Source organism: Volucribacter psittacicida (genome assembly GCF_004339025.1).
Taxonomy (GTDB): domain Bacteria; phylum Pseudomonadota; class Gammaproteobacteria; order Enterobacterales; family Pasteurellaceae; genus Volucribacter; species Volucribacter psittacicida.
Genome location: NZ_SMFT01000001.1, coordinates 329,732 through 342,846, shown reverse-complemented (window position 1 = coordinate 342,846; position 13,115 = coordinate 329,732). Strand labels below are relative to the sequence as shown.

Sequence of the window (13,115 nt, the reverse complement as noted above, 5' to 3'; positions counted from 1 at the left end):
CGCGTTGATACACCTCGCCTCATTTTAAATTGCAACGATGATATTTCCACCAAGTGCGGTCGTTTTTTAAAAAATTTTCTATAAAAAGGATTGTGATCCACGATAGCCGTTCTAATTTAATCTAAGACGTATCATATTTTTAGATTTGTTATAAAAATGATAAACTCTGTTATAATGACGCCATATTTTGATGAAAACAACATCTATTCTCAATAAACGAGGTATTTATGTCTGCACAACAACTTATTTCACAACTTACCGATATTGTTGGTCAACGCTATATTATTACCGATCAAACCAAAACCGAAGCCTATTGCAGCGGCTACCGTTTCGGTTCAGGCAAAGCCTTAGCGGTGGTTCGTCCAGCTACCCTTTTAGAATATTGGCAAGTCTTACAAGCCTGTGTCAAACACGACGTTATCGTGATTAGCCAAGCGGCGAATACAGGCTTAACTGGAGGATCCACCCCTAATGGCAATGATTATGATCGTGATATTGTTCTAATCAATGCCATGCGTATTGATGGCATTCAATTAATTAATAATGCCGAACAAGTGGTATGCCTACCCGGCTCAACCTTAAACGAACTAGAACAACAATTAAAACCTCATAACCGAGAACCCCATTCAGTGATTGGTTCATCTTGTATTGGCGCTTCTGTTATTGGTGGTGTTTGCAATAATTCAGGCGGGGCTTTAGTGCAACGTGGTCCAGCCTATACGGAAATGGCATTATTTGCTCAATTAAATGAACAAGGCGAATTAGAACTTAAAAACCATTTAGGCATTGATCTTGGCGAAACCCCAGAAGAAATCCTCTTCAATTTACAACAACACCGCTACCAAAATAAAGATATTCAACAACATTGTGGTAAAGGGCATGATCACAGCTATTGCAATCATGTTCGCCAAGTGGACGAAAACTCTCCAGCACGCTTTAATGCTGACCCTGCTCGCCATTATGAAGCCTCAGGCAGTGCAGGGAAATTAGCGATTTTTGCTGTCCGCCTAGATACCTTTCCATTAGAAAAAAATACCGCCGTCTTTTATATTGGCACCAATCAAACTCAGGTATTAAATGATCTCCGCCGTTATATGTTAGTGAATTTTAAACAATTACCTATTTCTGGCGAATATATTCATCGAGATGCCTTTGATATTGCCGCTGTATATGGCAAAGATACCTACTGGATCATCAAAAAATTAGGCACTCAGCACCTCCCTAAACTCTTTGCCTTAAAAGCCAAAGTAGATAGATTGGCAAAAAAATTCGCTTTCTTACCTAAAAATTTAAGCGATAAAGCCTTACAGCTCTTCTCTAAATTATTACCACAACATTTACCTGAAGGTTTACGCCAATATCGTGATCAATATGAACATCATCTCATTGTGAAAATGGGCGGAGAGGGCGTACAAGAAGCAAGAGATTACCTCAAAGATTACTTTAAGGATAGCAGCAAAGGGAATTATTTTGAATGTGACCCAGAACAAAGCCAAGCCGCTATGCTCCACCGTTTTGCCGTCGCTTCCGCCGCAGTACGCTATCGTGCTATTCATGATAAAGAGGTTGAGGATATTGTTGCCCTTGATATTGCATTACGCCGTAACGATAACCAATGGTTTGAAACCTTACCTGCGGAAATTGATAATAAAATTAGCCATAAATTGTACTACGGACATTTTATGTGCCATGTTTTCCATCAAGATTATATTGTCAAAAAAGGCAATGATTGTATGCAACTAGAACACGAAATGTGGAAATTATTAGATCAACGTGGTGCACAATATCCCGCAGAACATAATGTAGGGCATTTATACCAGGCTAAACCCGAATTAAAAAACTTCTATCAACAACTCGACCCAACCAACAGTTTTAACCCTGGCATAGGGCAAACTTCAAAAAATAAATATTGGAAATGAGATTGATAAAGCTAAAAAAGTAAATAAATTTAGGGTTATATAAGAACTAATATTTATATTAGAATATAACCCTTACTTATTCTTTACATACTTAGTTAATTAAAATATAACTATAATTAATCAAAATGTCTAAACAATCAACCAACCCAAACCAACAAAATAAAAATAATAAATACCATGCAAACAAAAGATCATGGAAAATGTTACTGATCAAATGTTGCTTTACCTTAGTTTGTTTGATTCTATTTTATTCCCTTTACCTTGATAGTAAAATCCGCAATAAAATGGACGGGCAAATTTGGCATTTACCTGCTGAAGTTTATAGCCGTATTGAAAGTATTCGTGTTGAATCACAAAGTTCAATGGCAGAAATCAAGCAGTTATTATTAGACAATGGTTATCGTCAAACCACGATGCTTGCTGCTCCTGGAGATTTTAAAATTGAAGAAAATACCTTAGTCCTCATTCGCCGAGCTTTTCCCTTTCCTGATCAAGCTGAAGCACAACGTGTTTTTCGTTTACGTTTTAACCAAGATAAATTACAAGTGATTGAGGATCTGATCAACCAACGCACAATTGATTCTTTTCGCTTAGCTCCTAAATTGATTGCGATGTTACAATCCGAAAATGAAGAACGCTTAGCCATTTCCTTACAGCATTATCCTCGTTTATTAATTGATACCTTATTACTTACCGAAGATCGCCGTTTTTATGAACATTATGGTATTAGCCTAATGGGGATTACAAGAGCAATGCTGACGAATTTAAAAGCCGGGCATACGGTACAAGGTGGTAGTACCCTCACGCAACAATTAGTAAAAAATTTATTTTTAAGCAATGATCGTAATCTTATCCGTAAAGCAAATGAAGCGTTAATGGCGATTATTTTAGATTGGCGTTATGATAAAAATCGTATATTAGAAACCTATCTTAATGAAATTTATTTAGGGCAAAATGGTGATATTCAAATCCATGGCTTTGAATTAGCCAGCCAATTTTATTTTGGTCGCCCTATTCGTGAAATCAGTTTAGATCAAATCGCCTTATTAGTGGGGATGGTAAAAGGCCCTTCATTATATAATCCTTGGCGTAACCCGAATAATGCCCTTGAACGCCGCAATGTTGTATTAAAATTATTATTAGAGCATAAAGTCATTGGCAAAGAATTATATGATATTTTAATCAAACGCCCTCTTGGTGTACAAGCAAGAGGACAAATTACACGCAACTACCCTGCCTTTATTCAAACCTTACAAAAAGAATTAAGAGAAAACCTCGCCGAATATAAAACAGGGACTTTACTTGGTGCAAGAATTTTTACCACTTTGGATATAAACCAACAACGTTATGCTGAACAAGCGGTGGTTAATGGTGTAAAAGAATTACAGCTAAAAACCAAAAACCCTTATTTACAATCTGCATTTGTGATTGCCAACTATCACACAGGCGAAATAAAAGCGCTTGTTGGTGGAATACAAACTCAATATGCTGGCTTTAATCGTGCTGTTAATGCTCAACGCCAAATCGGTTCATTAGTCAAGCCAGCCATTTATCTCGCGGCATTAGCTAAGCCTGATCAATTTAGGCTCAATACCCCTATTCAAAATCAACCTATTACGATTAGAACTAAAGGAAGTCCTCCTTGGCAACCGAGAAACTATGATCGCAAGTATAGCGGTTCGGTAATGTTAATGGACGCTCTAGTACGTTCTCTCAATATCCCTACAGTTAATATAGGTATGCAGGTAGGTTTATCTGACTTGATCGCAACTCAAAAAAAGATGGGATGGGATAAAATTGCGATACCTAATGTGCCTGCAATGTTACTAGGCTCTTATGCGATTTCACCTTATGATGTGACAAAACTTTATCAAGTCATTGCCAATGATGGCTATAAAATTAATCTCACTACGGTTGATGTGGTTGTTAATCGCCAAGGTAAAACAATCTACCAACCTAACCAAAGCGGTGAACAAGTTGTTCCTGCACAAGCGGCTTTTCAAACCCTATATGCTATGCAACAAGTCGTTGAGAGAGGAACGGGACGTAGCCTACAAAATGGCTTTGCCCATTTACGCTTAGCGGGGAAAACGGGGACAACCAATGACGCACGTGATACTTGGTTTGTAGGCATTGATGGTAATGATGTTGCGACTGTCTGGTTAGGTAGAGATGATAATGGTGAAACAAAGCTCACTGGTGCAAGTGGTGCGTTACAAATTTACAAAAATTACCTACAACAAGCCAGAGTTAAACCCCTTAAACTCAATCCCCCTAGTCAAATAAAATGGATTGGGATTAATGCTTACGGTAGCTGGGATTGTGGCAGTTCTCGTACGATTCCTGTCTGGGCAAATCGTCATCAAAGTTTTTGTCAAACACAACCAAGCAATCAAAATACAAGCGAGCAAAACTCATCATCCAGTTTATGGGACGTGTTAAAAGATAAAACAACACCTAATCTTGCTCCAGTGGAAGAGGCAGTGCCTGTTAATGAATAAATACTAAGGAAATATTAAAATGTCAAAAATTACTATGAATCTTTCTGAGGCACCTATTTCTTTAGCTGTATTAATTGACGATAGTAATATCTCTATTAAATATATAGATATCATACTAAATGAAATTTATAAATATGGTAACCCAATTATAAAGCGCGTCTATGGAAATTTTGTAGGGAAAAATGCACAGTGGAAAGAAATAATGAATGAGTATGCACTTAAACCAATGCAACAATTTGAATATAGCACTGGAAAAAACTCAACTGATTGTTTTATGATCATTGATGCTATGGATCTGCTTTATAATTGTCATGATATTCAAGGATTTTGTATAGTTTCTAGTGATAGTGACTTTACTTCTCTTGCTATTAGATTAAAAGAACAAGGAATGAAAGTTTATGGTTTAGGAATGTCAAAAACCCCAAAAGCATTTCGTAATGCTTGTACCAAATTTATTAACTTAGAGGAATTAGATAACGCTTTACTTATTAAGGAAACAATAAAGCAAAAGCAAGATCAAATAAAAAACAAAGAAGAATCCTTACCTAAAATAGAAAAACTAAAACCACTATTAAGAAATATATTTTCTAATAATAATTGGGTTCAATTAGGTTTTTTAGGGCAAAAATTGCGTGAATATGATCCTACATTTACTCCTAAAAGTTATGGTTTTAAAAATCTCAGCACCTTAGTAAAAGAATACTCTCAAATTTTTGAGCATAAAATTAAAAATAAGAATCAAATATATATAAAATTAAAAAATAATATTTAAAGTAATGACTTATTAACTTCTGATATAATGGATAAAATAGTTGATAAAAAATGACTTGAAGTCTTATTTTACCAAGTTTTATTTGTTTAATAGAGAAATGATTGCTTATAATATTTTTCTTAGTGAAAATATTGAGCAAATTAACGTATAATGGGGCAAGCTTTCGCCAAACTCGGCTGGAGCTTGCCAATAACAGAATAGGGTATTAATCTTGAATATCAATAAGTTAACATCTCATTATTCAGTCCTCTGTCCCCCTGACATCTAACCTAACAACTTCACCCCATACTCATAAACTTGCTGTAATAACGCTAATTTAGTGGGGTTATCCTGATATTCCTCGGCTAATTGTTGTAAACTTTGCTCAAAATTGACCGCACTTTTTTCTAGTTTATTACGGCGATATTTTTCCCAGCGGACTTGTTCTGCTCGCGTTAGGCTGGCGTAAAAATGTCTGGCTCGGTAATGAAAAAGCAAATCAGCAATACGTTTATCTTCAAAGGTGAGATGATGCTGTGCCAGTTTATCCGCTGATAAGGTACGCAAAATTGCAAGATTATTTTTATCGGCATAACTAAAAAAACCGGAATATAATTCAGTTTCAACGTTATCACTAGGTTCAAATTGATGCTCTTGATTAAAGATATCAATCACTTTTTCTCGAATATCTAAGCTCGCTCGCAGTTTTTTTAAGTTCATCAAACAATGTTCTCGATCAATGCCTAAACGTTGAGCCGTTTCGGGTAATAATGTTTTGGCGGGGGCAATAATTGGGCATTTATTAATATGCACTAATTTTAATGGCACATGATGAATACCTTGTGCTTCTAATTGTGCTTTAGGGGTATATAAATTGGTGCGTAATTGTTCCGCACTTTCGTTTAATAAATCCTCAATATTGGCATCTAAATCACAGACAATTACCGCATTTTGATTGATTGGGTGCCAAGCTAAGGGCGCAATCCAAGTGGTATTACCGCGATAATTACCTAGCATACCCGAAACATGCACCAGCGGGATAATTTCTGCGGTGTCAATCATTGCTTCAATCGCTTTTTTTCCGCGATTTTCAAAGAAAAATTGAAAGAGTTTTGGTTGTTTTTGTTTAATTAATTTTGCCATTGCGATAGTGGCATAAACATCCGCCATAGCATCATGGGCTTGGCTATGTTCTATACCATTGGCTTTCGTTAATTTCTCTAATTTAAAGGAGGGCATACCTTGTTCATCATAGACCCAATTAATCCCCTCAGGGCGTAAAGCATAACAGGCTCGCACCAGATCTAATAAATCCCAACGAGAGTTACCATTTTTCCAACTATATTCATAGGGATCAATAAAATTTCGGTAGAAAGTATAGCGAGTCATTTCGTCGTCATAACGAATATTGTTATAACCGATAATGCAGGTTTGTGGCTGGCTAAATTGTTGTAAAATCTGTTCAGCAAAATCAGGCTCAGCTAAGCCTAGCTGATTACAATGCTGAGGGGTAATCCCTGTGACTAACACCGCCTCGGGGGAGGGTAAATAATCATTGGTTTGCTTGCAATATAGCATAACAGGCTCGCCAATAATGTTAAATTCCATATCGGTACGAATACCCGCAAACTGAGCGGGGCGATCTAATGCGGGATTTACCCCAAAACTTTCGTAATCATAGAAAAAAAAGGAAGGTTGTTGCATAACTCACCTTATATGAAAAGATCCAAATAAAAGAGACAAAGAATAGAAATAATGCCTAATCCGATACCAAGCCCATTCAATTTACTCATTTTTTCTTTAAAATAATATGCACCGATCAACGTCCCCAAACAAATTACACCAATATCCATTCCCGCAAAAACTAAGGTGGGATTTTGATGAAAATGTTGATGGGCTTTGATATAAAAAAGAATATTGCAAAAATTTAAACTGCCTAATAAAAGACCGAGCCAAAGGCTTTGCCTTTGCCATTGTATTTTATTGATAAATAAGTAACTCAACATCATTATTCCTGCGAAAAGGAAAGCAAAAAATAATGCGGTGGGAAAATTTTGTCCCATTTTGGCAATCAGTTTAAAGAGAATACCTATCGTCGCATAGCCAAACCAAACTAATATGAGATATAAACTTGCTGTTTTAATCTGTTGTAATTGCGGTTGATGAGGTTTATTTAATAGGCAAAAAAAGGCAACGAAAGCAAGAACAATACCGATAAATTTTCCTGTGGTGATTTGTTCATTAAAGAAAAAAAGTGCGGCTAAAATTTGTAAAAATAAGGATAAACGTTGAGCGGCATCAGCACGCACTATACCCGCATATTGTACCGCTTTTGCCATAAAAACAAATATAGCTGGCAATAAGATCCCTAAACCCAATAATAAGAGAAAGTAGGTATAACTTGCACTCGCAAAATGAGATAAATTAGGCTTTAACAAGAAATAGCACCAAGCTAACGCCACAATATAATTGATCGCGATAGCTTGTTGAATTAATGCCTTAGATTTCACGATTTTAAGCAAAATCGCCACAGACACGCTAAAAAAGACTGCCAGGATTAAAAATGCCATAAACCCATTTACCTAATTAAGTTACAACGTCATTCAAAAAAGTGCGGTCAAAAATAATTTTATTTTTTAACCGCACTTTTTACCTTATTCGCTTGCTCCAAATCCACGCAAACCTACTACATGTACATGTTCTTGGTTGCCGGCAATTTTACGCACGAGCTTATAAGTTGTGCCTTTTTCTGGGCTGATATTTTCAGGGGCGGCAATTAATAACTGCATATCCAAACGTTCACAAAGCTCAAATAAGGTGGATATGGATTTACCGTCTAAGCGAGCCGCTTCGTCAAGGAATAATAAGCGACATGGAATAATATCCTTGCCACGAATACGGCGGCTTTCTTCTTCCCAGCTTTGTACCACCATAAGCAAAATGGACATACCTGTACCAATGGCTTCCCCAGTAGATAATGCCCCACTTTCCGCTCGTAACCAACCGTCAGCACCTCGGAAGACTTCTACTTCCAACTCTAAATAATTACGATAATCTAACAACTCTTCGCCAATGGTTTGTGCTGTGCGTTGTCCCATATCAATATGCGGATTTAGGCGTTGGTAAAGTTTTGCCATTGCCTCGGAAAAAGTCATACGATTATCGCTGAATAAATCTTGATATTGCTCTTGTCCTGATAAGGCATCAAGTAACATTGCGTGCGTATCACGAATATTGACCACTAAACGCACAGATTTCACCTGACCAAAGGCAATATTTTGTAACCCTTGGTTTAGCAAGCGAATACGATTTTGCTCCCGTTGAATGGTTTTTCGCATAATATTCGCCACACTTTCAGAGCTGATCGCCAATTTATGTTCACGATTCGTCAATTCATCGGTTAATCGTGCTAACTCAATTTCCATTTGCTCAATGGCATCAATAGGATCATCGGTTTTGATAATATCTTGGCGGATACGTTCTCTAAGATGTTGATAAACCGCAATAAAGAATTTTACTTTATTTTCAGGTTTGGCACTGTTTTCTGACAGACGTAAACTATCACGCAAATATTCATTATCCGCCACCGCATTACGTAATGCCCCTAAGGCTTTATCCGACATTGAACGTAATTCATCGGCGGATAAATAGGCAAACTCTCGGCGGTGCAAGCGTTTTTCCACATCACTATTGCGTGATAAACGCAATACCACACACCAACTCACTTTCGCTCCAACCACTAATTGACGCTGATTTTTGTAGTCTTTTTCCGCTTTACGAATACGGCGAATTAAATTCTCACTTTCACTTTCAATTAAGGTGAGTTGTTTTTCCACATAATGATGACGTTGACGGCTTGTAGCAAGCTGTTGTTGCAAGTCATCTCGGCGAGATCTGGCACGTTGTTCTGCCCCTTGATCCGCTTTCACCCCCAAACTATTCACTTCTTGGATCAGTTCTTGTAGCATTTGATTTTTCGCTTCAAAACTACTGCGTAAACCAATAAAAATTTGATTAGATTGGCTAAAATGTTGTTGGGCTTGACGTAGGTTTTCACGTTGTTGCTCACGTTGTTGTTGAGCTTGCTCTAAACGTTGACGTAATTGATCATTTAGTGAATGGCTTTCCGTTTGTTCCGCAGGCTGATAATTAAAGTGATTTTTACGTTGTATAACGTCCGCTAGGGCAAATACACGCTGTTGAATTTGTTTTTGTAATTCAACCACTTGCTGATACTCTATCGTGAGTTTGTCATAGTTTTCAGGATCATTTTGTAGTACATTGGCAATAGGCTCTAATTGTGACAATGTCACGCCGTACTGATTTAAATAAATTTCATCTTGTTCGGCAATATCAAGCTGTTCTTGACATTCTTCTAAACGGTCAAGCAAACTTTCATCAGCAAGCACATTTAATAATGGCAATAATTTGTTCAAAGCCTGTAATTGCTCTTTGCTATTATCCAATTTAATACGCAGTTGCTGTTCTGTGGTGCTGAGTGCATTTAACTCTCGTTCAATTTCACTACGCTCTGTTTGCAACTGTCGCATAATCTGTTCAGGGTTAGGCTGAAAAGCCAAGGCTAAATGCAAGCCCACAAATTGGCTAAATTGTTGATGTAAACGTTGGCATTTTTGTACATCAAAGGCAAGTTGTGCATATTGTTCTGCCACTTGCTCTAATTGATTTTCAAGCTCAGTTAAATGTTTTTCTCGCGCGGCCCGACCAAATAAAGGAATTTCAGGGAAACGAGAATAACGCAACTGGCGATCTGACACCTGTACCACTACCCCACAATCTTGTTCTTGGGCAGAAAAAACATTGTCATCAAATGCGGCAGGATCGCCCTCAATAAGATATAAATCATCAGGACAATCTTCTAAATGAGCTAATTGTTCACGCACTGCATTTAAATCTCTTACCACAATAGCGTGGCGAGCTGGGCCATACAACGCCGAGAAATAAGGAGCATCTTCAATCGGCACATCATCATAAAGTTCTGACAATAACACGCCGCCAAAACGCTCCGCTAAGGCATTTAGGCGAGCATCTTCTGAACCATCAGGTTGACTTAAGCGAGAAATTTGTTGCTCTAATTGCAAACGCTGTTGTTCTAATTGATCACGTTGAATGGTAAGTTCACGCTCTTTAAGCAACTGAGCTTGCATAAATTGCGTAACATCTTGGCTATCGGCAAAATCTTGCCCTGTTTGCTCTTGTAAGCGTTCCAAAGCGGATTGTGCGGTTAGCCAAGCGGGGGCTTTATGCTCATTTTGCTGATAAAGGCTAACAATATTTTCACGTTTTTGTCGTAAAATTGAGCGTTGCTCAACCTGTTCAGCAAGTTCCGCATTGAAATTTTCAAGCAATGCTTCTTGCTCGGCATAATATTCCTCAATTTGCTCCGCACTTTCTAACTCTAATCCAGCACGTTGATTAAAATGTTTTAATAAACTGACCGCACTTTGTTGCTGTTCATAACGTTGTGTTAATTCGTGAAGTTTGGTGCGTAATTGTGGGGCTTGTTGCGCCTGCAAACGTTGTTCTGGATATTGACGTAACAAGTCTTTTGCATTATCAAAGGCGGTTGAACGTGGAATATCTCCTGCAATTTTACATACTAATTGATAGGCTTTATCAAATTGAGATTTTGCCGCTTCTGAAATCGACATTTTTTGCTCAAGCCCAAGCACTCGTTCGGTAATATCTTCCGCTTGTAAAGCAAATTCATTATGGTATTCATCAATATTTTTTATGGATAAATCGGTTAAACCACATAGGTTTTTTGCTTTTTCCAAGGCTTGAATGGCTTGTTGATATTGCAAGGCTTGGGTTTGTTGTGCATCTAATGCCTGTTGATAATCCGCTAACTGGCTACGTAATTGATCAATATCTTGTTCACTTTGCTCAAATTGAGCTTGTTTTTCCTCTAATTCTTCTTGAGCGGTTTCTAATACGATTTTTTGCTCTTCTAAACGTGCTAATAATTCATTTACGTCTTGTTGATATGTCGTGATTTTTTCTTGATGACGTAAGGCGTTAAGCACTAAATTAAGATGATCTAATGCACTTTGATGATCAATCTCAAGGCTTTTTTCCAATTCTGCTAACTCTTGAGCCTCTCGGCTTAACTCTACAAGGCGATGTTGGGAAAGGGATTGTTCATCTTTTGCCCGATACCATTCTCGGCGAAAGGCGAGGGCTTGTTCAATATTACCTCGGCGTTCATTGGCATTACGCATATAATCCGCTGCCACATAATTAGTGGACTCGGTAATTAAATGCTTAAATAAATCACGATCCGCTTGGGTCAATTTAATGGCTTCCAAGGTCATACGATTTTCACGCAATGCTGACTCCATATCCTGGAACGCTTTACGCACGCCTAGGTTTTCAGGTAACAAATAATCTCGTAACGAACGAGTAATGGCACTGGAAATTCCTCCATATAAAGAGGCTTCAATTAATTTATAAAATTTACTGCGATCGGAAGAAGAACGTAGGCGTTTTGGAATAATGCCAAGATCAAACATCATACCGTGATAATCGGTAATGGATTGATATTGTTTAAATTGGACTTCCATACGGTCAAGTTTGTCTTTTAACTCAGTAAGATTGAGTACACGAGCTTGGCGTTCGCTTAATTTTTCCGTAAATAAATCCGTAGGATTAACCGATAACGCAAGATTTTGAATAGAAAAAGACTTAATATCCACTTTTTTATCTCGTCCTGCTACCTGTTGCAAACGGACACCTGTTAAGACACGTTGATGACGAGAATTAATACTATCCAATACGGCATAACACACCCCAGGACGTAATTTACCATGTAACCCTTTATCTCTTGAACCTGTGGTTGCGCCTGCTTCTGTGGTATTACGGAAATGCAATAAGGTCAGATCGGGGATCAGCGCAGTCACAAAACCTGCCATTGTAGTGGACTTCCCTGCACCGTTACCACCAGATAATGTCGTCACTAATTCATCAAGATCAAAGGTGCGTGCAAAAAAACCATTCCAGTTAATCAAGGTTAAAGAACGAAACTTGCCACGCGGGACAGATTGCACGGAACTTGGTGCGGTTAAATCCTCTGAGGTATGGTTTAGGCTATCCATTTCTTGGGCTAAAGTAATTTCTGACATTATTGTTGCTCCTCAGCGAGTTGTAGCATTTCATCATCTTGTTCAAGTTGTTCGTTATCTTGAGAGAAATCTTGTTGAGCCGATTGCATTGCGGCTAAAGATTCTGGGGTCGCCGCCTCTCCCTCACGAATTAAGCGTAATTGTGCTTGTGTTGGATCTTCGCCCGTTCTGACCTCTGCCCCAAAGCGGAAAACCGCTTCTGAAATGGTAAATTTACCACTATGTTGATCGCCCACAGAATGAATCATACCTAAACGGCGTAAACGATTTAATGAGGAACGTACTTTTTCCGCTAATTTTTGTTTATCCAAATCTGATCCCGATGAACGTTGATTTACCGCTTTAAGTAGCTTACTTTCTTCCGCAAGATTTAGTAGTTCATCATAGACTTCTTGGCTGGTGAAAATGCCTTGCTGGGCTAAACGTTCTGGACTGAGGTATAAATAACATAACACTTTCCCCACTAACATCTCTAATTCCGTTAATACCGAACGGGCAATCAAGGTAGTCGCTTTAGGACGTAAATAGAAAAAGCCTTCAGGGGCTCGGATTAACTCCACATTATAACGGCGATAAAAAAGGTCTAATTCTGTTTGAAAATCCGCTAAAAAACTATAATGATCAAGATGTTCTTGAGCAATATGTTTACCTGAACGTAATTGACTATCCACTGTTGGAAATAATGGATTAGCAATGGCATTAGCTAATTGAGGGGAAATTACTGCTTCTTGTGTTTGTTCTACCATATTCTTCTCTTATAAAAAATTTTTGAAAAAGACACCGCTCTTTTCTCTTTTGGGAT

At 37.9% G+C, this 13,115-nt stretch carries 7 protein-coding genes; 3 read left to right on the top strand and 4 right to left on the bottom strand.

Translation table 11 applies throughout. The features are described 5' to 3' along the window. Positions 1 to 227: 227 nt before the first annotated feature. The 3 genes from dld (at position 228) to EV694_RS01575 (ending at position 5,192) form a co-directional block, all read left to right on the top strand. Positions 228 to 1,919, top strand: a complete 1,692-nt coding sequence (gene dld, locus EV694_RS01585; RefSeq protein ID WP_132688291.1) for a D-lactate dehydrogenase — start codon at positions 228 to 230, stop codon at positions 1,917 to 1,919. Positions 1,920 to 2,044: 125 nt separating this feature from the next. Then, the gene (gene mrcB / locus EV694_RS01580) at positions 2,045 to 4,420 is read left to right on the top strand and encodes a penicillin-binding protein 1B (RefSeq protein WP_132688289.1); all 2,376 of its coding nucleotides are present in this window, start codon (positions 2,045 to 2,047) and stop codon (positions 4,418 to 4,420) included. Positions 4,421 to 4,439: 19 nt separating this feature from the next. Then, complete coding sequence (locus tag EV694_RS01575) at positions 4,440 to 5,192, top strand: NYN domain-containing protein (protein WP_207859768.1); 753 nt, start codon at positions 4,440 to 4,442, stop codon at positions 5,190 to 5,192. Between the two features lie 264 nt (positions 5,193 to 5,456). On the opposite strand, the gene sbcB is transcribed toward EV694_RS01575, so the two are convergent. From sbcB to mukE, 4 genes are all read right to left on the bottom strand, one after another. Then, positions 5,457 to 6,875: an exodeoxyribonuclease I gene (gene sbcB / locus EV694_RS01570; protein ID WP_132688284.1), complete on the bottom strand. Its 1,419-nt coding sequence runs from the start codon at positions 6,873 to 6,875 to the stop codon at positions 5,457 to 5,459. Positions 6,876 to 6,883: 8 nt separating this feature from the next. Then, on the bottom strand, positions 6,884 to 7,741 hold the full coding sequence (locus EV694_RS01565; protein WP_132688281.1) for an EamA family transporter: 858 nt from the start codon (positions 7,739 to 7,741) through the stop codon (positions 6,884 to 6,886). An 84-nt stretch (positions 7,742 to 7,825) separates the two neighbouring features. Further along, positions 7,826 to 12,286, bottom strand: coding sequence for a chromosome partition protein MukB (mukB, locus tag EV694_RS01560; protein ID WP_424580036.1), 4,461 nt, complete (start codon positions 12,284 to 12,286; stop codon positions 7,826 to 7,828). 26 nt (positions 12,287 to 12,312) lie between these two features. Continuing rightward, positions 12,313 to 13,059 carry a chromosome partition protein MukE gene (gene mukE / locus EV694_RS01555; RefSeq protein ID WP_132688276.1) on the bottom strand — a complete coding sequence of 249 codons (747 nt, stop codon included), beginning with the start codon at positions 13,057 to 13,059 and terminating at the stop codon, positions 12,313 to 12,315. Positions 13,060 to 13,115: the final 56 nt, after the last annotated feature.

Coding starts and splice junctions, on each gene's coding strand:
- mrcB (WP_132688289.1), top strand. CDS start 2,045: ATGTCTAAACAATCAACCAACCCAAACCAACAAAATAAAAATAATAAA.
- EV694_RS01575 (WP_207859768.1), top strand. CDS start 4,440: ATGTCAAAAATTACTATGAATCTTTCTGAGGCACCTATTTCTTTAGCT.
- sbcB (WP_132688284.1), bottom strand. CDS start 6,875: ATGCAACAACCTTCCTTTTTTTTCTATGATTACGAAAGTTTTGGGGTA.
- dld (WP_132688291.1), top strand. CDS start 228: ATGTCTGCACAACAACTTATTTCACAACTTACCGATATTGTTGGTCAA.
- mukE (WP_132688276.1), bottom strand. CDS start 13,059: ATGGTAGAACAAACACAAGAAGCAGTAATTTCCCCTCAATTAGCTAAT.
- EV694_RS01565 (WP_132688281.1), bottom strand. CDS start 7,741: ATGGCATTTTTAATCCTGGCAGTCTTTTTTAGCGTGTCTGTGGCGATT.
- mukB (WP_424580036.1), bottom strand. CDS start 12,286: ATGGATAGCCTAAACCATACCTCAGAGGATTTAACCGCACCAAGTTCC.